This is a genomic window from Paludicola sp. MB14-C6, from assembly GCF_030908625.1.
Lineage (GTDB): Bacteria > Bacillota > Clostridia > Oscillospirales > Ruminococcaceae > Paludihabitans.
Genome location: NZ_CP133133.1, coordinates 650,702 through 673,189, shown reverse-complemented (window position 1 = coordinate 673,189; position 22,488 = coordinate 650,702). Strand labels below are relative to the sequence as shown.

General features: G+C 34.6%; 22 protein-coding genes and 1 riboswitch. All 22 genes read left to right on the top strand.

The window, feature by feature from the left end; all coding sequences use genetic code 11:
- Nucleotides 1-95: 95 nt before the first annotated feature.
- The 22 genes from topA (at nt 96) to RBG61_RS03090 (ending at nt 22,473) form a co-directional block, all read left to right on the top strand.
- Complete coding sequence (gene topA, locus RBG61_RS03195) at nt 96-2,180, top strand: type I DNA topoisomerase (RefSeq protein ID WP_307945689.1); 2,085 nt, start codon at nt 96-98, stop codon at nt 2,178-2,180.
- Entirely contained in the window at nt 2,180-3,481 is a 1,302-nt protein-coding gene (trmFO, locus tag RBG61_RS03190) for a methylenetetrahydrofolate--tRNA-(uracil(54)-C(5))-methyltransferase (FADH(2)-oxidizing) TrmFO (protein WP_307945685.1), read from the top strand. The genes topA and trmFO overlap by 1 nt, the downstream gene beginning before the upstream one ends.
- 44 nt (nt 3,482-3,525) lie before the next feature.
- Entirely contained in the window at nt 3,526-4,542 is a 1,017-nt protein-coding gene (gene plsX, locus RBG61_RS03185; RefSeq protein ID WP_307945683.1) for a phosphate acyltransferase PlsX, read from the top strand.
- A gap of 24 nt (nt 4,543-4,566) precedes the next feature.
- The gene (gene rnc / locus RBG61_RS03180; RefSeq protein ID WP_307945681.1) at nt 4,567-5,247 is read left to right on the top strand and encodes a ribonuclease III; all 681 of its coding nucleotides are present in this window, start codon (nt 4,567-4,569) and stop codon (nt 5,245-5,247) included.
- Nucleotides 5,237-6,247 (top strand): elongator complex protein 3, encoded by a 1,011-nt coding sequence (locus tag RBG61_RS03175; protein WP_307945679.1) that lies wholly within the window; start codon nt 5,237-5,239, stop codon nt 6,245-6,247. The genes rnc and RBG61_RS03175 overlap by 11 nt, the downstream gene beginning before the upstream one ends.
- Nucleotides 6,238-9,816 (top strand): chromosome segregation protein SMC, encoded by a 3,579-nt coding sequence (gene smc / locus RBG61_RS03170; RefSeq protein WP_307945677.1) that lies wholly within the window; start codon nt 6,238-6,240, stop codon nt 9,814-9,816. Before RBG61_RS03175 ends, smc begins: the two co-directional genes overlap by 10 nt.
- A complete protein-coding gene (ftsY, locus tag RBG61_RS03165) occupies nt 9,816-10,721 on the top strand; it encodes a signal recognition particle-docking protein FtsY (protein ID WP_307945674.1) in 906 nt (301 codons plus the stop codon). The genes smc and ftsY overlap by 1 nt, the downstream gene beginning before the upstream one ends.
- Nucleotides 10,722-10,752: 31 nt before the next feature.
- Complete coding sequence (gene rdgB / locus RBG61_RS03160; RefSeq protein ID WP_307945671.1) at nt 10,753-11,340, top strand: RdgB/HAM1 family non-canonical purine NTP pyrophosphatase; 588 nt, start codon at nt 10,753-10,755, stop codon at nt 11,338-11,340.
- A 116-nt stretch (nt 11,341-11,456) separates the two neighbouring features.
- Nucleotides 11,457-11,744, top strand: a complete 288-nt coding sequence (locus tag RBG61_RS03155) for a YhbY family RNA-binding protein (protein ID WP_307945668.1) — start codon at nt 11,457-11,459, stop codon at nt 11,742-11,744.
- A 3-nt stretch (nt 11,745-11,747) separates the two neighbouring features.
- Nucleotides 11,748-12,347 carry a nicotinate (nicotinamide) nucleotide adenylyltransferase gene (nadD, locus tag RBG61_RS03150; protein WP_307945665.1) on the top strand — a complete coding sequence of 200 codons (600 nt, stop codon included), beginning with the start codon at nt 11,748-11,750 and terminating at the stop codon, nt 12,345-12,347.
- Between the two features lie 9 nt (nt 12,348-12,356).
- Nucleotides 12,357-12,941 carry a bis(5'-nucleosyl)-tetraphosphatase (symmetrical) YqeK gene (gene yqeK, locus RBG61_RS03145; RefSeq protein WP_307945663.1) on the top strand — a complete coding sequence of 195 codons (585 nt, stop codon included), beginning with the start codon at nt 12,357-12,359 and terminating at the stop codon, nt 12,939-12,941.
- The gene (locus RBG61_RS03140; RefSeq protein ID WP_307945661.1) at nt 12,928-14,220 is read left to right on the top strand and encodes an LCP family protein; all 1,293 of its coding nucleotides are present in this window, start codon (nt 12,928-12,930) and stop codon (nt 14,218-14,220) included. The genes yqeK and RBG61_RS03140 overlap by 14 nt, the downstream gene beginning before the upstream one ends.
- Nucleotides 14,221-14,238: 18 nt before the next feature.
- A complete protein-coding gene (gene rsfS / locus RBG61_RS03135) occupies nt 14,239-14,592 on the top strand; it encodes a ribosome silencing factor (RefSeq protein WP_307945658.1) in 354 nt (117 codons plus the stop codon).
- Between the two features lie 33 nt (nt 14,593-14,625).
- Entirely contained in the window at nt 14,626-17,031 is a 2,406-nt protein-coding gene (gene leuS, locus RBG61_RS03130; protein WP_307945657.1) for a leucine--tRNA ligase, read from the top strand.
- 161 nt (nt 17,032-17,192) lie between these two features.
- Nucleotides 17,193-17,369, top strand: a complete 177-nt coding sequence (rpsU, locus tag RBG61_RS03125) for a 30S ribosomal protein S21 (RefSeq protein WP_307945655.1) — start codon at nt 17,193-17,195, stop codon at nt 17,367-17,369.
- Nucleotides 17,370-17,547: 178 nt separating this feature from the next.
- Nucleotides 17,548-18,060 (top strand): YqeG family HAD IIIA-type phosphatase, encoded by a 513-nt coding sequence (locus tag RBG61_RS03120; protein WP_307945654.1) that lies wholly within the window; start codon nt 17,548-17,550, stop codon nt 18,058-18,060.
- A complete protein-coding gene (locus tag RBG61_RS03115; protein ID WP_307945653.1) occupies nt 18,050-18,913 on the top strand; it encodes a TIM barrel protein in 864 nt (287 codons plus the stop codon). The genes RBG61_RS03120 and RBG61_RS03115 overlap by 11 nt, the downstream gene beginning before the upstream one ends.
- A gap of 1 nt (nt 18,914) precedes the next feature.
- Nucleotides 18,915-19,349 (top strand): type II 3-dehydroquinate dehydratase, encoded by a 435-nt coding sequence (gene aroQ, locus RBG61_RS03110; RefSeq protein WP_307945651.1) that lies wholly within the window; start codon nt 18,915-18,917, stop codon nt 19,347-19,349.
- A gap of 26 nt (nt 19,350-19,375) precedes the next feature.
- Nucleotides 19,376-20,449 carry a M24 family metallopeptidase gene (locus RBG61_RS03105; RefSeq protein WP_307945649.1) on the top strand — a complete coding sequence of 358 codons (1,074 nt, stop codon included), beginning with the start codon at nt 19,376-19,378 and terminating at the stop codon, nt 20,447-20,449.
- A gap of 66 nt (nt 20,450-20,515) precedes the next feature.
- Nucleotides 20,516-21,073, top strand: a complete 558-nt coding sequence (gene efp, locus RBG61_RS03100) for an elongation factor P (RefSeq protein WP_307945647.1) — start codon at nt 20,516-20,518, stop codon at nt 21,071-21,073.
- Between the two features lie 69 nt (nt 21,074-21,142).
- Entirely contained in the window at nt 21,143-21,589 is a 447-nt protein-coding gene (locus tag RBG61_RS03095; RefSeq protein ID WP_307945645.1) for a CD1247 N-terminal domain-containing protein, read from the top strand.
- Between the two features lie 40 nt (nt 21,590-21,629).
- Nucleotides 21,630-21,754: riboswitch (FMN riboswitch) on the top strand.
- A gap of 125 nt (nt 21,755-21,879) precedes the next feature.
- Nucleotides 21,880-22,473, top strand: a complete 594-nt coding sequence (locus RBG61_RS03090; protein ID WP_307945643.1) for an ECF transporter S component — start codon at nt 21,880-21,882, stop codon at nt 22,471-22,473.
- The last annotated feature ends 15 nt before the right edge of the window (nt 22,474-22,488 follow it).

Sequence of the window (22,488 nt, the reverse complement as noted above, 5' to 3'; positions counted from 1 at the left end):
TGAAAAATTACGATTCTCGTTACCGTATTTTATTTAAAATGCAATTTTGTAGCGAAGAAAATTCAATAGAACAATAACGGTACGGAGGTTAACAAATGGCAAAAAACCTTGTAATAGTGGAGTCACCTGCAAAGGCGAAAACCATTAAAAAATATTTAGGAAAAGATTATGAAGTCATTGCTTCTATGGGGCATGTTCGTGATTTACCGAAATCCAAATTAGGAATCGATGTTGATAATAATTTTGAGCCTAAGTATATTAACATAAGAAAGCAATCTGAAACAATTAAAAAGCTAAAAGCAAGTGCAAAGGGTAAAGCTAAGATCTATTTAGCAACTGACCCTGACCGTGAAGGAGAAGCAATTTCTTGGCATTTAGCTCATTTATTAAAAGTAGATCTTGACCAAAAAAACAGAGTTACTTTTAATGAGATTACCAAAACAGGTGTAAAATCTGGAATGAAAGCACCTCGAAAAATTGATTTAAGCTTAGTAGATTCTCAACAAGCAAGACGAATTCTAGATCGTATTGTGGGTTATAAATTAAGCCCGTTTCTTTGGAAAAAAGTAAGAAGTGGACTTTCTGCAGGACGTGTGCAATCCGTAACGGTTCGCTTGATTGTGGATAGAGAAGAAGAGATTAACAACTTCAAAGAAGAAGAATATTGGTCAATCGAAGCGGAGCTTTTAACTGATTCATCCAAAAAACCGTTTGTTGCTCGTTTTTATGGCAAAGATGGCAAAAAGGTTGATATTCATACTGAATCCCAAACAAATGAAATTTTAGCTGTAATTAAAAATGCTGATTTTGTAGTACAGTCTGTTAAAAAAGGTGTGCGTAAGAAATCGCCTGCACCACCATTTACAACTTCAACAATGCAACAAGAAGCATCAAGAAAGCTTGGCTTCCAAGCTAGAAGAACAATGAAAGCTGCACAAGAGCTTTATGAAGGTATTGACGTAGAAAATATCGGTGCAGTTGGTTTGATTACTTATATGAGAACCGACTCCTTACGAATTTCCGATGAAGCAAGAACTGCTGCATATGAATATATTGAAAATCAATATGGCAAAGAATATATTCCGTCAACTCCTAGAATTTATAAATCCAAGAATAATGCACAAGATGCCCATGAAGCAATTCGCCCATCTTTACCTGAAATAACACCATTAATGGCAAAATCCAGCTTGACAAGTGACCAATATAAATTATATAAGCTGATTTGGGAACGTTTCATTGCAAGTCAGATGGCAGGTGCACTATTTGATACGGTTTCTGCACAAATTGATGCAAACAGCTATACCTTTAAAGCATCGGGTTTTACTGTAAAATTTGATGGTTTTACTAAGTTATATGTAGAAGGTAAAGATGACGAATCTCAAGAAGAAGGAATCTTGCCTGAATTAAATGAAAAAGAAATATTAACTCTAAACAGTATCAATGGCAATCAACATTTCACTCAGCCACCACCACGTTACACAGAGGCATCTTTAATTAAGGTGCTTGAAGAAAATGGTATTGGCCGTCCAAGTACTTACGCACCAACTATTACTACAATTCTTTCTCGTAATTATGTTGAGCGTGATGGAAAGCAATTGAAACCTACTGAACTGGGCTTTGTTACAACTAAACTAATGAAAGAACAGTTTAATCATATCGTAGATGTTGACTTTACTGCAAATATGGAAAAAGATTTAGACGTTGTAGAAGAAGGAAAAACAGAATGGCAAACAATCATTCGAAATTTCTATACTGACTTTGAAAAAGATTTAGAAAAAGCAGAAGTGAATACAGAAGGGCAATCTTTCAAAGTAGCGGATGAAGAAACCGATGTTATTTGCGAAAATTGCGGACGTAACATGGTTATCAAAATGGGTAGATTCGGTAAGTTTTTAGCTTGCCCAGGTTATCCAGAATGTAAAAACACCAAGAAAATTGTTAATGAGACTCATGGATTTTGTCCAAAATGTGGCGGTAAAATTTTAGAGAAAAAATCGAAAAAAGGCAAAAAGTTTTACGGCTGCGAAAAATATCCTGAATGCTCTTTCTTATCATGGGATGCTCCTACGAGTGAATTATGTCCAAAATGCGGAAAAACTTTATTAAAGAAAGCCGGAAAAACCGGAAAACTATATTGCTCAAACGAAGAATGTGATTTTGAGAAAGGTCTAAAGGAATAATGAAAGTTAGCGTTATCGGTGCAGGACTTGCAGGTTGTGAAGCTGCATTCCAATTGGCAAATCAAGGAATACAAGTTGATTTATATGAAATGAAGCCTCAAAAATATACTGCCGCTCATACCTATCAAGGTTTTGCGGAACTTGTATGTTCTAACTCTTTAAAAGCTGCAAGACTTGATAGTGCTGCCGGACTATTAAAAGCAGAAATGCGAGAACTAGGCTCATTGGTTTTAGAAGCTGCCGAACAATGCGCTGTAGCAGCCGGCGGTGCCTTAGCGGTTGATAGGGAGAAATTTTCCGATTATATTACAAATAAAATTAAGACTCATGAAAATATAAATGTTATTAGCGGTGAAGTAACAACCATTCCACAAGGGTACGTGGTTATTGCTTCAGGCCCATTAACATCAGATCAATTAGCAGATACCATTATGGAAATGCTCGATAGCAATCGATTAAGCTTTTTTGATGCAGCGGCTCCAATTGTTACTGCTGAAAGTATTGATATGTCAATTGCGTTTGCACAATCTCGTTATGGTAAAGGCGATGATGACTATATTAACTGTCCAATGAATAAAGAAGAGTATGAATTGTTTTATACAGAGTTAATACAAGCAGAATCTGCGCCATTAAAAGAAATTGACAAGCGTGATTTTAAAGTATATGAAGGTTGTATGCCAATCGAAGTTATGGCAAAAAGGGGAGCCGATACGATCCGTTTTGGCCCATTGAAACCTGTTGGACTTCGTGATCCCAGAACAGATCATCGCCCTTGGGCAGTTGTTCAATTAAGAAAAGAAAATCAAGATTCAACGATGTATAATCTTGTTGGTTTTCAAACCAACCTTAAGTTTGGTGAACAAAAACGTGTATTTTCATTAATACCGGGTTTACAAAATGCCGAGTTTGTGCGTTATGGTGTAATGCATCGTAATACCTTTATTGATAGTCCACGTTTGTTGGACAACCATTTTTGTCTAAAAAAAGATAATCGAATTTTCTTCGCAGGTCAGATTACAGGTGTAGAGGGATATACCGAGTCTGCTGCTAGTGGAATTTATGTTGGCTATAATTTAGCAAGAATTATAAATGGAAAAGAGCCAATCACATTGCCCAAAGAAACAATGCTAGGCTCATTGAGCCATTATATCAGTGATGAAACCGTTGTTAATTTTCAACCAATGGGAAGCAATATGGGAATTCTCCCTTCTTTGGAAACTACAATTCGTGATAAAAAACTCCGTTATGAAACTTTAGCAAAACGAGCAATCGAAGCGCTAAAGCAAACAATCAATCAGTAGTTGTTAAAATAACATATAAAGACAAAGGAAATGAGGTTAAAATCATGAGAATTATTGTAGATGGATTTGGTGGAGACAATGCACCACTCGCAACATTGCAAGGTTGCGAACTAGCAATAAATGAATATGGAGTCGATATTACGATTACCGGTGACGAAAATGAGCTGAAAAAAGTTGCCAAGCAAAATAATATTGATATCTCAAAAATGGAAGTGGTACATACAACCTCTGTCATTCCTGTTTGTGCAGACCCAACAACCATTATGAGTGATTATAAAGATAGTTCAATGGCAGTTGCTTTTCAATTATTAGCAAAAGGCGAAGGAGATGCAGTTGTATGCGCTGGAAGCACTGGCGCAATCGTTGTAGGTGCATCTTTAATTGTAAAACGTATTAAAGGTATTAAACGTGCCGCATTAGCTCCAATTATGCCATCTGATACAGGATGCTATATTTTAATGGATGTTGGTGCAAACATTGAATGTCGTCCTGAGATGCTTTTACATTTTGGTGTTATGGGCTCTATTTATATGGAAAAAATCATGAATATACAAAAGCCAAGGGTAGCTTTAGTCAATATCGGAGCAGAAGAAACAAAGGGCAGAGAATTAGAACTTGGGGCTTACCAATTGTTTTCTGAGAGCAAAGTTTTAAATTTTACAGGAAATATTGAGCCTCGCTATATTCCGCTAGGTGATGCTGATGTTGTTATAACGGACGGATTCACCGGAAATGTTATCTTAAAGCTAACGGAAGGCTTAGGAAAAATGTTTGCTGGTAATATTAAAAATATGTTTGGTGGATTCAGCGGTAAATTAGCAGGTGCTATGGTTTTACCAAAAATTAAAGCGTTCAAAAACAAAATGGATTATACCGAATATGGTGGAGCTCCATTATTAGGAACTGCAAAACCGGTAATAAAAGCACACGGAAGTTCTAATGCAAAAGCATTTAAAAACGCAATACGTCAAGCAAGAGATTTTGTTGAAAAAGGCGTTATTGATGAAATCTCTACTTCAATTGCAAAAATAAAGGAACAAGATACAAAAAACGAAGCATAAAGCTGAATAACGAGGAGTAGACAAGTGGAAAATCTTGAAGTCCTATTAGGATATCAATATAAAAATAACTCACTTTTAAAAGTAGCACTCACACATTCTTCTTTCGCAAATGAAGGAAAAAAAGGCGGAAAAAACAACGAACGTTTAGAGTTTTTAGGAGATTCTGTTCTTTCAATTATTGTTGCAGAACATCTTTTTAACCATTATAAACATTTACCAGAAGGTGAACTTACAAAGTATCGTGCAGCATTGGTTTGCGAAAAAAGCTTGTATCAATTCGCTTTACAAATAAATTTAGGCGAATACTTATTGCTTGGCAAAGGAGAAGAGAATACAGGTGGCAGAACTCGACCATCTATCTTAGCTGATGCATTTGAAGCAATTATCGCAAGTATCTATTTGGATGGCGGATTAGAGCAAGCAAGAAAGTTTGTTTTGCGTTTTATACCCGAAACGATTGATACCAATAAAGTAAGTGTGCTAAGTGACTATAAAACGGCATTACAAGAAATTATACAAAAAAACAAAGAAGAAAAAATAGAGTATGTTTTAATTAAAGAGCTAGGACCTGATCACAATAAATTATTTGTGGTAGAGGTTCATCTGAATTCAAACGTAATTGGTGTTGGAAAAGGAAGAAGCAAAAAACAAGCAGAACAATTTGCTGCAAAAGAAGCTTTGGAGCTTATGGGCTATGAAACATAAAAACATTGCAATATTTATTCCACACGTTGGTTGTAAGAACGATTGTAGTTTTTGCAATCAACGCACTATTTCCGGAACGATTCAGCCACCAACGAAAGATGAAGTACGAGATATTCTTTTAAAAGCTTCGAACGATATTCAAGAAAAATCCAGTGCAGAAATCGCTTTTTTTGGTGGGAGCTTTACTGCGATTCCAAAAAAGTATATGCAGGATTTACTTTCTGTTGCAAATGAGTTCATTGGCAATGGAAAGTTTTCCGGTATTCGAATTTCCACAAGGCCTGATTGTATTTCCCAAGAAATATTGGAGTTATTAAAACAATATAATGTAACCGCAATAGAGCTTGGTGCGCAAAGTATGGATGATACTGTTTTACAAGCGAACGACAGAGGCCATACTGCACAGGATGTAATAGAAGCTTCAAAGCTGATTCAGCAAAATCATTTTGAGTTAGGCTTACAAATGATGGTCGGGCTATATCAAGATTCAAGAGCATCAGTAATAAAAACCGCAAAAGAAATTGTTAAAATTTATCCCGATACTGTTCGTATTTATCCAACTGTGATTTTAAAAGGAACAAAGCTTGCCTATTTATATCAATCTGGAGAATACTGCCCAATGCCGTTACAAGAAGCAGTTTCTATTTGTGCTGAGCTTCTTGAACTTTTCGATAACAATGATATTAAAGTAATTAAATTGGGCTTACATGCTTCTGCTGATGTTGAACGAGATATGACAGGTGGAATATATCATCCTGCGTTTCGGGAACTTTGTGAGAACGAGATGTTTTATAAAAAAGCATTAAAACTAATAAAAGATAGCAATCAAACGAATGTTATCATTGAAGTACATGGAAAAAACCTATCGAAAATGATAGGACAAAAAAAGAGCAATCTGCTGAAACTCAAAGAGCTTGGAATTCAAGCAAGAGTCTTAGAAAACAACAACTTGACAAAGAATCAAATTATCATAAAAAAGGATGTGCAACCTTGCTATTAAAGTATTTGGATATTCAGGGATTCAAATCATTTCCCGATAAAACAAGAATTACTTTCGACAAAGGATTAACTGCGGTAGTCGGACCAAATGGAAGTGGAAAAAGCAATATTAGTGATGCTGTACGTTGGGTAATGGGTGAACAATCAACCAAAACGCTGCGTGGTGCAAAAATGGAAGATGTTATTTTTGCAGGAACGAAAACAAGAAAATCGCAAGGCTTTTGTGAAGTTTCTTTAACTGTGGATAACCATAATCGTGAATTTGCGATTGACAGTGATGAAGTAACCATTACAAGAAAATATTATCGTTCCGGTGAAAGCGAATATTTAATCAATAAAAGTAATGTTCGATTAAAAGATATTAACGAGATTTTTATGGATACCGGTCTTGGTAAAGACGGATATTCATTAGTTGGACAAGGTAAAATAGCAGAAATTGTGCAATCCAAAAGCAAAGAAAGACGAGAAATATTTGAAGAAGCTGCGGGTATTTCAAAATTCCGTTATCGTAAAAATGAAGCAGAGCGAAATTTATCGAATGCAGAGGATAACCTTGTTCGTTTAAGAGATATTTTAAGCGAATTAGAAGGAAGAATTGAGCCGCTAAAAGAGCAATCTGAAAAAGCAAAGAAGTTTTTAGATTTATCGAATCACAAAAAAACCTTAGAGGTTTCTATTTGGAACGACATGATGGAGCGTTCTAATCAGTTGTTAAAAGACCAATCTGATAAAATTGTTATTTCTACAAATAAACGAGAAGAATTAGAAGAACAAATTAAAGAAATTGAAGATAAAATTCAATCTACATTTCAAGAAATGCAACAATGTATGATTGATATTGAAAATAAACGTCATCAAAAGGATGAATTAGAGGTTGTTATTTCACAGCTTACTTCTCAAATTGCTGTTTGTCAAAATGATATTCACCATAACGAACAAAACGCTGCTCGTATTGATAGTGAAATTGAAAATTTTGAAATTGCAATGCAAAATGTGAATAATGAGATTAACGATAAAGAAGATCAAATTGTTGCAATTAATAAACAGATTGCTGATTTAGAGCAAGAAATTGAAAGCAAACAAGAAGAATTGTTACATCAATCCGACGAGAATGAAAACTTAAATAAAAAGCAGCATGAACTTTCTAATGAAGTAAATAAGCTATTATTAGAGCAATCTCAAATGAAGATGACAATTGCACAGCTGTCAATGAATTCTTCAGAATTGACTGCTAGTGTTGAGTCGAATGAAACAGAGCTTAAAACAAGAAAACAAGAACTGGAAAGTTACATAAAAGAGCAAGCATCTGCTAACGAGTTTATGCACGATTTGAATGATAGACTTGAGAGCCTGTCTAATACTATAAGCGGCCATAAAATCAAGTTGGAAAACCGCAGTATGAAACTGAATGCTGTAAAACAAGAATGTGAGAAATCAGATTTAGCTATCAAAGAAAAGCAACAAAAAGTGAAGCTTTTAGAGAGTTTGGAACATAACCTAGAGGGTTTTGCTTATAGTGTTAAAGAAATTCTCAAGCGATCTAAAAATGGCATATTACATGGCGTTTTGGGAACAGTATCGCAAATTATTGATGTTAAATCCGAATATTCCGTAGCAATTGAAACTGCTTTAAGCTCATCTATGCAAAATATCGTTGTAGAAAATGAATCCCATGCGAAAGCCGCAATTCGAATGTTACAGCAGCAAAACCTAGGCCGTGCAACATTCCTACCTATAACGTCTGTTAGCGGATCAACCTTAAATGTTGACAACTTGGAGCAATATGCAGGATTTGTTGATTTAGCGTCTAATTTAATTTCTTATGATAGTAAATATAAAAATATCATTGAATCATTATTAGGCAGAGTAGTTATCGTAGATGATATTGATACCGCTGTTTTAATTGCACAAAAAAATGGTTATAAGTTTCGCATCGTGACTTTAGATGGTCAAGTTGTAAATGCAGGTGGTTCATTATCCGGTGGTTCTCGTAATAAAAGTCAAGGATTCTTGAGCCGTAAGAATGAAATACAAGAATTAACGAATGAAATTCGCATTTTACAAGAAAAGCATCAAGAACATATGAAGCTTATGCATACGTTACAAGCTGAAGTGGGACAAATTGAAGCAGAATATCATGCAATTACAAGTGAAATGCAAACGGTAAATGAGGATAAAATTCGAATTGAATCTGAGCTGAAACGTTTAGGTTTAATGATGAACCAAATTGAAGCGTTGAGCAAGCAAATGGAAACCGAATTAAAGCTGAAACAAGAGAAGCTACAGCAAAATAAGGTTGAATCCAATCAATGTCAACAAAACTTAACAGCTATTGAATCAAAAGTAATTGAAATAAGCTCTGTTTTAAATACGATTCAAGCATCTTCTCAAGGTTCAACTGAACATCAAACTCATTTAGCAGATGAATTATCACAAATGAAAATTCAATCAGTTGAGTTGAAAAAAGATATTGAAGCTATTTTGTTGTCAATTGAAGAATTAAAAAAACATAATCAAGCGACGAATTCATCAACAGCTAAATTACAAGAAGATAAAAATATTTTGTTAAGCAAAAATGATGATATTCAATTGCAAATTGAAAATTATAAAGTGGATATTGAGCATAATAAATCTAATATCACATTATTAAATGAAGAAATATCTGCTGTAACTTTAAAACGCCAACAACTTGAAGGAAGTACAACAACTTTGCGTAAAGAGGAACGTAGCTTTTCTGAACAAAAAGAAAAAATGGCTTCTGAAATTGTACGTTTAGAAGAACGTCATCTTGCAATGCAACGTGAATATGATGAAATTATTTCTAAGCTTTGGGAAGAATATGAGTTAACAAGAAGTGAAGCACAAAGTATTGCAATAAAGCTAGAAAATATTCCAAAAGCCACAACAGAATTGAATTCTGTTAAATCGAAAATACGTTCTTTAGGAACAGTTAATGTTGCTGCTATTGAAGAGTACAAAGAAGTAAGCGAGCGTTATGAGTTTCTAAATAGTCAAGTAAAAGATGCAGAAAAGTCACGAAATGAGTTAATTCGTTTAATTGGCGAGCTGACACAAAAAATGCAAGATATCTTTGGCGAAAATTTTAAAAAGATTAATTATCAATTCCAACGTATATTTGTTGAGTTATTTGGCGGTGGTAAAGCGGAATTAAAATTAACCGAGCCGGACAATTTGTTAGAATCAGGAATTGAAATTTTTGTTGAACCACCGGGAAAGATTATCAAAAACTTAGCTTCTTTATCAGGTGGAGAGCAATCTTTCGTTGCGATTGCGATTTATTTTGCAATTCTAAAAGTAAGGCCAGCTCCATTTTGTATTTTGGATGAGATTGAAGCGGCGTTAGATGATGTAAACGTAGTAAAATATGCAAATTATCTTAACCAAATGACTGATAAAACGCAATTTATTATGATTACTCACCGTCGTGGTTCTATGGAAGCCGCTGATATTTTATATGGTGTTACAATGCAAGAAGAAGGAGTTTCAAAATTATTGCAACTCAATGTTACAGATATAGAAAACAATAAAATCTTAAACGGGGTGAATTAATGGGATTTTTTGATAAGATTAAGAATGGGCTGAAAAAAACGAAGGATTCGTTAGTAAAACAAGTAGAAGGAGTTATCAACTCTTTTACAAAAATTGACGAAGAGTTTTTTGAAGAACTGGAAGAAACACTAATCACTTGCGATATTGGTGTACAAACTTCAGTAAAAATTTGTGATTTGCTTCGTAAAAAGATTAAAGAAACAGGCGAAAACAATCCAGCTAATATCAAACAAATGCTAAAAGATATCATTATCGAAATGCTAAGTGGTAGCGATGAACTGAATATCAATACAAAACCATCTGTTATTTTGGTCATTGGCGTAAACGGTGTTGGAAAAACAACAACTATAGGAAAACTTTCAGCTAATTTAAAATCACAAGGCAAAAAAGTTATTTTAGGTGCGGCAGATACATTCCGTGCGGCAGCTATTGACCAATTAGAAGTATGGGCAGAGCGTGCAGGCGTTGACTTAATTAAGCATACCGAGGGCTCCGATCCTGCGGCGGTAGTATATGATACTATTACAGCAGGAAAAGCGAGAAACTGCGATGTTATTATTTGCGATACAGCAGGAAGACTCCATAATAAAAAGAATTTGATGGACGAGCTTGCAAAAATCTCTCGTATTATCGAAAGAGAAGCAGAAGGATGCGACAAAGAAATACTTTTGGTTCTTGATGCAACTACAGGTCAAAACGGCGTAAATCAAGCAAAGCAATTTAAAGAAGCTGCAGGTATTACAGGTATTGTTTTAACAAAATTAGATGGTACTGCTAAAGGCGGAATTGTTATTGCAATTAAAGATGAGTTGAACTTACCGGTAAAATATATCGGTGTTGGTGAGCAAATTGATGATTTACAACCATTTGTGGCAACTGAATTTGTTAACGCATTGTTTGATTAACATAATCAAATAGAAAGGAATGGTTGGTGGTTTGAAATTTATCATTGCAACTAAGAATGCGCATAAAGTAAAAGAATTTGCACGTATTTTAAACCCTCTTGGGATTGAAACAATATCGCAAGTGGAAGCCGGAATAAACGTTGACGTTGAAGAAAATGCAGACACCTTTGAAGGAAATGCAAGGCTGAAAGCAAAAGCGATTTTTGAACAATGCGGTTTACCAACAATAGCCGATGATTCCGGATTGGAAGTATTTGCATTAAATAAAGCCCCAGGCGTCTATTCAGCACGTTTTGGCGGAGAAGCTTGCAAAACCGATAAAGACCGTTATGAAAAGCTGTTAAATGATATGAAAGATATCGGGGAAGGTCAAAGAGATGCACAATTTGTTTGCTGTATCTATCTTGTGTTATCCGATAATCAAGAGTACAGTTTTATAGGAACTTGTAAAGGTACGATAGGCTTTCAAGCTGTCGGAGAAAATGGATTTGGATATGATCCCATTTTCATGGTAGGAGATAAAAGCTTTAGTCAGTTAAGTGACACAGAAAAAGATACCATTAGTCATCGTGGCAATGCATTAAAACAATTAGAAACGAAATTAAAAGAAATGAAATAGAGGGTAGTTTGTTTATATCAAACTAGAGTTACACCTTTTTGCTGCTTAACATTCAATTCAATTTGTTATGAACAGTCAAAACCTTCTGGTTACAATGCGAAAGGAAGATTTAATAAATGATTACAACGAAACAAAGAGCAACACTAAGAGGTCACGCAAATAAACTAGAGGTTATTTTACACATAGGAAAAAGTGGAGTTACACCAACTGTAATCGTACAAGCAAAAGATGCACTCGTTGCTCGTGAGATGATTAAAGGTAAAGTACAAGATAATGCTATGCTGTCTGCTCAAGAAGTAGCAAATGAATTAGCAGAATCAACAGGTGCCGAGATTGTGCAAGTAATTGGATCTAAATTTGTATTATATAAAAAGAATCCAAAGAACCCAGTTTATGAAATTTAAGCTATGAAAAAAATTGCGATTTTTGGTGGAACATTCAATCCTGTGCATAACGGACATCTTCATTTATGTAATGAGATGCAACTAAGGTTCCACTTTGACAAAATATTGTTAATACCAACCAATATTCCTCCTCATAAAAAATGTATGAATCTTGCTTCAAATGAAGAGCGATATACAATGCTTCAGCTTGCTACCAATGGGAATCCTTTGTATGAAATAAGCGACATTGAGTTTCGCTTAAAAGGCAAAAGCTATACCTATAATACCATTCAAGCATTAAAGAAAGACTATCATGATTGTGAATTCTATTTACTCATTGGATCCGATATGTTAAAAATATTCGACCAATGGTACCGTTATCAAGATATTTTAAAAGAAGTTACTGTCATAGTCGGAGCAAGAGAACAAAGTGAATATCAAGAGCTCATAAAGATGAAAAAAGACAAATTTCAAGAAACGGATAAACTTCAAATTATTGATATTTCCGTTTTGCCCAAATCATCAACAGAAATCAGAGAAGCAATCCAAAATAAGCTTGATTTGTCGAACAGCCTTTCACCTTCTGTGCTTGCATATATACAATCCCATAACTTATACCAGTAGGTGACAACTATGAATATAGACACAATAACAGAACTAGTAAAATCCAAGCTATCGGAAAAGCGATTTTTTCACACTTTAGCAGTTGTAAAATTCTCTAAAGAGCTTGCTGAGCATTATCACGTAAATATCGATAATGCGATTTTAGCGGCGACTTTACACGATATTACAAAAGAGGAAAAAACCATAATTCAGTTGCAAAATGTTAAAAAATCTGATATAATATTGGATACTGTATTTTACGAAAATGAGAACCTGCATCATGGAATAACAGCATTTCTTTTTGCTAAAAATGAACTCCAGATTCAAAATGAAGATGTATTAAATGCAATCAGATATCACACAACAGGTAGAGAAAATATGTCGATGCTTGAAAAGATTATCTACGTTGCCGATGCTTGTTCTTACGATAGAACTTATGAAGATGCAGAAAATTTACGCAAATTAGCTTTGGAAGACATAGACGAATGTATTTTTAAAATTATTGAATTTACAGTGAGTTTGCAAATACAAAAACGTATGTTAATTGGTTTAGATACAATTCATTGTTATAATTCTTTACTTCTTAGTAGGGGGAAAAGGAATGGAAAAGGATGAAAAGCCAACTGAAAATTTAGAGCAAGATCATACAGAAAATGAAACGATAAAAAAAGAAAAAATTAAGAAGCCAAAGCAGCCTATGTCAACGAAGGATAAGATTTTAATATCTGTTTTCTCCGTAATCATAGGGTTATCTGTATTGAGTGTACTGGGAGTTTTTCTTTTAAATTCTAATTTCTTTTTAAATAAAGATGTAAACTCAGGTGATGACGGAAAGATTGACAATGACTTATTAACTCCAACAGATATTAAGTCTAAATGCGTTAATTTTTTAGTTTGCGGAATTGATTATGCAGAAGGTACAGGACGAGGAAAGCTTACTGACGTAGTTATGGTAGCAAGCTTTGATATAGAAGGCAAAAATATTGATGTTCTTCAAATCCCTCGTGATACTTTTATTGGTGACGATTATCCAACTGGAAAAATCAACGCTATATATGGGCAAAAGAATAATGGCGGTGTGGAAGGATTAGCACGAAGAATCAACAAGATGTTTGATTTAACGATTGATCACTATGCAACAATCAATATGGATAGCTTTAAGGTAATTGTAGATAAAATAGGCGGCGTTGAAGTCGATGTCCCACATTCTTTCGAACTTGAGGGCGTTACAATTAACAAAGGACTTCAAACTTTAGATGGTATTCATGCAGAACGATTTGTTCGTGAGCGAAAAAGCTATGCAGCAGGTGACTTAGAAAGAAACCGAATGCAACAAATTTTTTTAAAGGCATTGATTAACAAGCTGTTTGCTATGCCAAAAACTCAAGTTGTATCTTTGGCACCAACCTTAATGAAACAAGTTACAACCGACCTTACTTTAGCAGATATGATGGGTTATTATACAAAGCTAATGAGTGTTGATAAAAATAGTGCGATTCGCTTTCATTCATTACCGGTAACGGGTGGACATACACGCTCCGTTTTAATTCCAAAACGTCAAGAAACTGCCGATATTTTAAACGAACATTTTAGGCCTTATTCGCCTAAAGTTCCTGCAGAAAAGCTTGGTATTTATGAATTGGATTCCTCTTCACGCTCAATTACGAGTAACCAACAGAGCAGCAAAACGGTATCCAATCATACAAGTTCAAAGAATACTACCAGCCCAAGCAGTAAACCAATTAGTGTTAGCAGTAAAAATGACGATGGAATGAGTAACGAAAGTGACCCAATTACATCTGTTTCACCAAGCAGCAGTAATCCAAACGAAACTGATGTTGACGCACCGATAAATTCTTCAACTGATAGCAACTCTTCCGCAACGATAGAATAAATTGATAGGAGAAATTGAATGAATTCATTAGAACTAACAAAACATATAGTGAAAATTCTTGACGATAAAAAAGCAGACAAAATTGAAGCAATTAAAGTAAGAGACCTTACTATTATTAGTGATTATTTTGTAATTGCTTCTGCAAACAACTCAACTCATGTAAAAGCATTGGTAGATGAAGTTGAATTTAAACTAAAAGAGATTGGCAGAGCACCGGAACGTGTTGAGGGATATCAAAATGCGAACTGGATTGTATTAGATTATAACGATGTTATCGTTCATGTTTTTTATGAAGAAACAAGAAACTATTATAATCTTGAAAAGCTTTGGGCTGATGGCGAAAAATTAGATATAACGGAAATGTTAAAATAATTTCATGATACAAATGAAAAGGAGCATAAGACAGTGAATTACAATTTTAGCGAGATCGAAGCAAAATGGCAAAAAAAATGGGACGATACCAAAGCGTTTCGTGCTACCAACGACTATACTAAGCCAAAATACTATGCTTTAGTAGAGTTCCCATATCCATCCGGACAAGGCCTACACGTAGGACATCCACGTTCTTATACGGCACTTGATATTGTTGCACGTAAACGCAGATTACAAGGCTACAATGTTTTATATCCTATGGGTTGGGATGCGTTTGGTTTACCAACAGAAAACTTTGCAATGAAAAACCATATTCATCCAGAAATCGTAACAGAACAAAACGTTGCTCGCTTTAAATCACAATTAAAATCTCTTGGTCTTTCTTTCGATTGGGATAGAGAAATCAATACAACCGATCCTAAATATTATAAATGGACACAATGGATTTTCTTACAACTATTTAAACGTGGTTTAGCTTATAAGAGCGAGATGGCTGTAAACTGGTGTACTTCTTGTAAAGTTGTATTGGCAAATGAAGAAGTTGTAAACGGAACTTGTGAACGTTGTCAAGGTGAAGTTATTCGTAAGGTTAAGAGCCAATGGATGTTAAAAATTACGGAATATGCACAACGCCTAATTGATGACTTAGATGATGTTAATTATATTGATCGTGTAAAAACTTCTCAAAAGAACTGGATTGGTCGTTCAACAGGTGCAGAAGTAAAATTCATGACTTCTACTGGCGATGAACTTATGATTTATACAACAAGACCGGATACGTTATTTGGTGCAACCTATATGGTAATCTCACCGGAACACCCAATGATTGCAAAAAAAGAAGATGTTATTAAAAACATTGATGAAATAAAAGAATATCAAGTGAAGGCATCTAAAAAATCGGATTTTGAGCGTACGGAAGTAATTAAAGAGAAAACGGGCGTTCGCATAGATGGTATTACTGCAATCAACCCAGTAAACAATAAAGAAATTCCAATTTATATTTCCGACTATGTTTTAATGACATATGGTACAGGTGCTATCATGGCAGTTCCTGCACATGACACTCGTGACTATGAATTTGCGAAGGCATTTGATTTACCGATCATTGAAGTAGTTGCAGGCGGAGATATTGAAAAAGAAGCATTTACCGATTGCGATACTGGTGTTATGGTAAATTCGGGCTTTTTAAACGGATTAACAGTTGAACAAGCAAAAGTTAAAATCGTTGAATGGTTAGACGAACAAAAGCTTGGAACACCAAAAGTAAACTTTAAATTAAGAGACTGGGTTTTTTCTCGTCAACGATATTGGGGCGAGCCAATTCCAATTGTATATTGTGAAAAATGCGGCTATGTTCCAATATCTGAAAGTGAATTACCTTTAAAATTGCCTGATTTAGAATCATTTGAGCCAGCAGAGGATGGACAATCTCCATTATCTAAGTTAGATTCATGGGTAAATACAACTTGTCCGCATTGTGGTGGTGAAGCAAAACGTGAAACAGATACTATGCCTCAATGGGCAGGTTCATCTTGGTACTTTTTACGTTATTGTGATGTTGATAATATGGATGTATTGGCTGCAAGAGAAGCATTGGAATATTGGTTACCGGTTGACTGGTACAATGGTGGTATGGAGCATACAACCCTTCACTTATTGTATTCAAGATTTTGGCACAAATTCTTATACGATATCGGCGTAGTTAGCTGCAAAGAGCCATATGCAAAACGCACTAGCCATGGTATGATTTTGGGCGAAAATGGCGAGAAGATGAGTAAATCTCGTGGTAACGTTGTAAATCCTGATGATATTGTAAATGAATATGGTGCAGATACCATGCGTTTATATGAAATGTTCATTGGAGATTTTGAAAAATCTGCTCCATGGAGTCAAACTAGCATCAAAGGCTGTAAACGTTTCTTAGATCGAGTTTGGAATTTACAAGAGAACGTAGTAGAAGGCAACAGTTTCACTAAAGAGTTAGAAGCGCCATTCCATCGTACGATTAAAAAAGTAAGTGAAGATATTGAGAACTTAAAATTTAATACTGCAATTGCAAGTATGATGGCATTGTTAAATGATATCGCTGGTGTTGGCAAAATTAACAAAGCAGAGTATAAAGCATTGTTAATCATGTTAAATCCATTCGCTCCACATATTACGGAAGAAATTTATCAGCAATTAGGATTCAGCGGCGTTTTAAATGCAGAACATTGGGTAACATACGATGAAGAAAAATGCAAAGAATCAACTGTTGAAGTAGCTGTACAAATTAACGGCAAAGTAAAAGCAAAAGTGATGTTAGAAACCGATTGTGACAAAGATACTGCAATTTCTGTTGCGAAAACAGATGAAAAAGTTCTTGAAGTTATTTCAGGAAAAACAATCGTGAAAGAAATTTATGTACCAAATAAACTTGTAAATATTGTTGTTAAATAGTATTTTATAAGTGAGTATAACAAAAATTTCAGAAAAGCTTGACATCATATAGTTGTATATTGTATAATATAGCTGTTGTATTAAGTTGCAACGCGATATTATTTAAGCGTTGTTGCTCAAATAATATTAACCTCTGCCTTTTGGCAAAGGGAGGGAATAAAGTGTCAGAAGTTCGTGTAAAAGATAATGAGTCTTTAGATAGTGCCCTAAGAAGATTTAAAAGATCTTGTGCAAAATCTGGTGTACTTGCTGAAGTACGTAAAAGAGAACACTATGAAAAGCCTTCTGTAAAACGTAAGAAAAAATCAGAAGCTGCTCGTAAACGCAAGTTTAAATAGTTTCAGTGTTCCTAATACATAATGTTTTGCAACATTATGTAAACAAATTAACAAATGAAAGCGAGCAATATGCTCGCTTTTTCATTTGTAAAAAGAAATAGATATGTATGAATTACATTGAAATATAAACAATAAATAATATGAAAAATTTTAATTAGCCAACGGAAAGGAGTATTATATGTCTGTTTTTATTCCAAACCTCATTCTTCCTGATGTAACAAGTATCGATATTCCATTGCTTAACCAATATAATATTAAGGGAATTATACTAGATGTAGATAATACGCTAACAACACATGGAAGTCAAGAAATAAAAGCGCATATATCCGATTGGTTAGACGTAATGAAAGGCAACAATATTAAGCTAATTATCGTATCGAATAATACGTTTGAACGAATTGAACCGTTTGCAAATAATTTGAAACTCGACTTTGTTGCCATGGGATGTAAGCCTTTAACAAGTGGATTTACAAAAGCACAAAAAAAGCTTGGATTACCAAGAAATGAAATTGCTGTTGTGGGAGATCAAATATATACCGATATAGTAGGCGGCAATTTAAAAAGATTTTTTACAATTTTAGTGACACCGTTTGAGTTAGAAGACGGTAAATTTTTTAAATTGAAAAGAATGCTTGAATCAAGACATATTAAGCGTTACAATAAAAGGAAGAGTAAAGAAAATGCTTGCTAAATTTGGACCTGCAGGAAATTCCGATAGCTTTTTAGCAAAAGGATATAAAACCAATAAGGATATACCAAAGTATCTAAAAGAATTTGATTTAGATGCATATGAATATCAATGTGGCAGAGGGGTAAAGGTTAACCCTAAAGCTGCAAATGAATTTGGGATGTTAGCTTTAGAGCATAATATCGCTTTATCGCTTCATGCGCCATACTATATTTCGCTATCCAGTATAGAAAAAGAAAAACGTGATAACAGTATTCGTTATATCGTAGAATCTGCAACTGCCGCAAATGCAATGGGTGCCACTCGAATTGTTGTGCATTCGGGTTCTTGCGGGAAGTTATCAAGAGAACAAGCCTTAGACTATGCAAAGGATACCTTGCAAAGAGCACAATTAGAACTGGATGAGCTTGAATTAGGTCATATTCATATTTGTCCGGAAACAATGGGAAAAGTAAATCAACTTGGAGATTTATACGAGGTAATGCAATTATGCAAGGTGGATGAACGTATGATACCTTGCATTGATTTTGGTCATTTAAATGCAAGAACATTTGGCGGTATTGCAAATCAAGCTGATTATGCTAAGATTATTGATACAATTGAAGCTGAGCTTGGTTTTGACCGATTGAAAGTGTTTCATTCTCATTTTTCTAAAATTGAATACACCGATAAAGGCGGAGAAAAGCGCCATCTTACTTTTGAAGATACCATATATGGCCCTCAATTTGAGCCTTTAGCCGAATTGATAGCCAAGAAAGGGTTAGCTCCAACATTTATTTGTGAATCGGCAGGAACACAAGCGGAGGATTCTGCTTTTATGAAACAGATATATTTATCTCTATTGAAGGGAGAATGACATGAAAAAGCAAATCATTGTGATTCATGGACCGAATATTAACCTAACCGGAGAACGGGAAGCCTCGATATACGGGAAAGAGTCATTTGAAAGCATCAATCAACAGATTTTAGATTATTGTTCTAGCATCTCGGTTAATTGCGAAATCTATCAATCCAATATAGAAGGCGAAATTATCAATAAAATTCATGCAGCTAGAAAGCAATACGATGGTATTGTATTAAACGCAGGTGCTTATACACATTATAGCTACGCCATTCGTGATGCAATTGCGGCTGTGCATATTCCTTGTATTGAAGTCCATTTCTCCAATATCTTTGGTAGAGAAGATTTTAGAAGTAAATCCGTTATTGGCCCTGTATGTGCAGGCTGTATTGCCGGCTTTGGAAAGCATAGCTATATCTTGGCAATTGATGGGTTATTGCAAATATTATAACAGAAAAAAGAAAGTAGGGAATTGACATGAATCAATCTTTAGTCACTTTAATGAATGCACTACCGGAAGGTGCAGATGCGGCAATCATAACTTCAGCAGAAAACAGACGTTATTTTACGAACATGAAGTCATCTGCCGGTACATTAGTTGTTACTTCAAAAAAAGCATATTTCATTATTGACTTTCGTTACATTGAAAAAGCAAAAACTGTTATTACAGATTTTGATGTAATTTTACAAGACAATGATATTTTTGCTCAGATTGATGGTATACTAAAAGAGAACGAAGTAAAAACAGTTGCAATTGAAGCAGGCAGCATGACTGTTGGACAATTTCAAAAGTATTGCGATAAGCTACCAAGTTATCACTTCTTAAATACAAATGGCCTAAGCAATTTTATTTCTGATTTAAGATCCATTAAAAGTGAAGAGGAAATTGGATTTATCACGAAAGCACAAGAAATTACAGATAAAGCATTTCTTCATATTTTGGATTACATCAAACCAGGTATGACAGAAGTTGAAATTGCCTTAGAACTTGAATATACAATGAAAAAGTTAGGTGCAAGCAATCTTGCGTTTGACAGCATTGTAGTTTCTGGTACAAACAGCTCTCTACCTCATGGCGTACCATCTGTAAAAAAAGTAGAAAATGGCGATTTCATCACAATGGATTTTGGTGCAGCATATAACGGCTATTGCAGCGATATGACTCGAACAGTAGCATTAGGTAAAATATCCGATGAGCAAAAGAAAGTATACGATACTGTTTTAACCTCACAACTTATGGCTCTTGAAGCAATTTGTGCCGGTAAAAAGTATAGCGATATTGATAAAGTTGCTCGTGATTATATCTATTCTCAAGGTTATGAAGGCTGCTTTGGTCATGGCTTAGGTCATTCATTAGGTTTATTCATTCATGAAGAGCCTCGTTTCAGCTCATTATGTGATGAAATTACAAAAGAGAATACAATTATGACAGTAGAGCCTGGCGTTTATTTAAGTGGTAAATTTGGTGTTCGTATCGAAGATATGGTTGTAATTAAAGAAAATGGATGTGTAATTATTACAAAAAGTGAAAAGAATTTAATTACTTTGTAATAAGGGTATTGAAAAACAGCGTAAAATAATATAGAATAGTATTATACATTATTTTGGAGGTAATTTATGATATCAGCAGGAGATTTCAGAAACGGTGTAACTTTTGACATGGATGGTGATGTTTTTCAAATCATCGAATTCCAACACGTTAAACCGGGTAAAGGTGCGGCTTTCGTTCGTACAAAGATTAGAAACGTAATTACTGGTTCAGTAACAGATAAAACTTTTAATCCATCCGATAAATTCCCAACAGCTTATATTGAGCGTCGTGATATGCAATATTTATATCAAGATGGTTCTTTATATTATTTTATGGATACTGAAACTTACGAGCAAGAGCCAATTGATGCTTCTAAATTAGATGATAACTTTAAATTCGTAAAAGAAAATATGGAAGTTAAAGTATTATCATACAAAGGCAACATCTTTGGTGTTGAACCACCATTCTTTGTAGAGCTTGAAATTACAAAAACTGATCCTGGCTTTAAAGGTGATACTGCTACAAATGCAACAAAGCCTGCAGTTCTTGAAACTGGCGCTGAAATCAAAGTTCCATTATTCATTGAAGAAGGAACAATGGTTCGAATCGATACAAGAACTGGCGAATACATGGAACGTGCATAATTGCAAGATTTTGCAAATAATAAATATGTAATCAAAATTTAGTGCCTTTATGGCGGAATAGGTGAAAATATGAGTATGATGGAAAGTGTTGCTTATCTGAAAGGATTAGCTCAAGGCCTAGATATTGACGAATCTTCAAAAGAGGGAAAACTTCTTTTAGCTATCGTTGATGTTCTAGATGAAATGGCTGAGTCTATCAACGATATTGAAGATGTTTGCGATGAATTCGATGAGCTAATTGATATTATTGATGAAGATTTAGGCGATTTAGAAAACGATTTTTATGGTATTTCTGATGATGAAGACGAAGATGAAATGCTAGATGATGATGAGCTTTATGAAGTTACTTGTCCAAATTGCGATGATGTAATCTATCTTGATGAAGATATGCTTCTAGAAGGCGACATGGATTGTCCAAATTGCGGTCAAAAATTAGAATTTGATTATGACGGTTGCAATTGTGGATGCGATGATGACTGTGGCTGCGATTGCGGTTGCGATCATAACCATGAGTAACGTTTCATACTCAAGAATCATAGATTTTAGTATAATATGAAATCTGTTTCGGGGCGGAGTGAAAGTCTCCACTGGTGGTAAAGTCCACGACCCTAATGGTTACATTAGGCTGATTTGGTGTAAGTCCAAAACCAACGGTTAAAGTCCGGATGAAAGAAACTTGGTATTGCTATTTCAGCAGATACTATACACCCACAGATTACTTTTCTGTGGGTGTGTTTTATTTTATACCATCATATCCAAAACAGGTCTCTAATTATAAAATAATTTTTAATTGGAGGTTTTGCAAAATGCAAACAAAAACAAAGATGTCAGTAGTGTACATTACAAAGATTGGAGTATTAGCAGCAATTGCTACAGTGGTAATGTTGTTCGAAATACCATTGTGGTTTGCTCCGGGTTTCTATAAGTTGGATTTAAGCGAAATTGTTGTGTTAATTGGCGGATTCGCATTAGGTCCAATAGCGGCAATTTTAATTGAAGCAATTAAAATTGTTTTAAATTTCGTGATTAATGGTACTATAACAGGTGGAATAGGTGAAGTTGCAAACCTGATTATCGGATGCTCTTTTGTTGTTCCGGCAGCACTTTTTTATAAATATAAAAAGAAAATGTCTGGGGCTTTAGTGGGCATGATAATTGGTGTTGTGTTTATGACGGTAGTAGGCTCATTGCTTAATTTATATGTCTTGTTACCAGTATACGCAAAGGTAATGCCTGTAGAAGCAATTATCAAAGCTGGTAGCATGGTTAATCCGAAAATTATCAATTTTGAAACGCTAGTACTTTTGGCAACTGCACCATTTAACTTATTTAAAGGTATTGTTTCGTCTTTAGGAACACTATTACTGTATAAAAAGCTGTCTCCAATACTTCATAAGTGATTTTTGCTTGTATTA

Excerpts from the sequence above, each read along its gene's own strand:
- topA (WP_307945689.1), top strand. The coding sequence starts at position 96 with ATGGCAAAAAACCTTGTAATAGTGGAGTCACCTGCAAAGGCGAAAACC.
- trmFO (WP_307945685.1), top strand. The coding sequence starts at position 2,180 with ATGAAAGTTAGCGTTATCGGTGCAGGACTTGCAGGTTGTGAAGCTGCA.
- plsX (WP_307945683.1), top strand. The coding sequence starts at position 3,526 with ATGAGAATTATTGTAGATGGATTTGGTGGAGACAATGCACCACTCGCA.
- RBG61_RS03175 (WP_307945679.1), top strand. The coding sequence starts at position 5,237 with ATGAAACATAAAAACATTGCAATATTTATTCCACACGTTGGTTGTAAG.
- ftsY (WP_307945674.1), top strand. The coding sequence starts at position 9,816 with ATGGGATTTTTTGATAAGATTAAGAATGGGCTGAAAAAAACGAAGGAT.
- RBG61_RS03155 (WP_307945668.1), top strand. The coding sequence starts at position 11,457 with ATGATTACAACGAAACAAAGAGCAACACTAAGAGGTCACGCAAATAAA.
- nadD (WP_307945665.1), top strand. The coding sequence starts at position 11,748 with ATGAAAAAAATTGCGATTTTTGGTGGAACATTCAATCCTGTGCATAAC.
- yqeK (WP_307945663.1), top strand. The coding sequence starts at position 12,357 with ATGAATATAGACACAATAACAGAACTAGTAAAATCCAAGCTATCGGAA.
- RBG61_RS03140 (WP_307945661.1), top strand. The coding sequence starts at position 12,928 with ATGGAAAAGGATGAAAAGCCAACTGAAAATTTAGAGCAAGATCATACA.
- rsfS (WP_307945658.1), top strand. The coding sequence starts at position 14,239 with ATGAATTCATTAGAACTAACAAAACATATAGTGAAAATTCTTGACGAT.
- RBG61_RS03120 (WP_307945654.1), top strand. The coding sequence starts at position 17,548 with ATGTCTGTTTTTATTCCAAACCTCATTCTTCCTGATGTAACAAGTATC.
- RBG61_RS03115 (WP_307945653.1), top strand. The coding sequence starts at position 18,050 with ATGCTTGCTAAATTTGGACCTGCAGGAAATTCCGATAGCTTTTTAGCA.
- aroQ (WP_307945651.1), top strand. The coding sequence starts at position 18,915 with ATGAAAAAGCAAATCATTGTGATTCATGGACCGAATATTAACCTAACC.
- RBG61_RS03105 (WP_307945649.1), top strand. The coding sequence starts at position 19,376 with ATGAATCAATCTTTAGTCACTTTAATGAATGCACTACCGGAAGGTGCA.
- efp (WP_307945647.1), top strand. The coding sequence starts at position 20,516 with ATGATATCAGCAGGAGATTTCAGAAACGGTGTAACTTTTGACATGGAT.
- RBG61_RS03095 (WP_307945645.1), top strand. The coding sequence starts at position 21,143 with ATGAGTATGATGGAAAGTGTTGCTTATCTGAAAGGATTAGCTCAAGGC.
- RBG61_RS03090 (WP_307945643.1), top strand. The coding sequence starts at position 21,880 with ATGCAAACAAAAACAAAGATGTCAGTAGTGTACATTACAAAGATTGGA.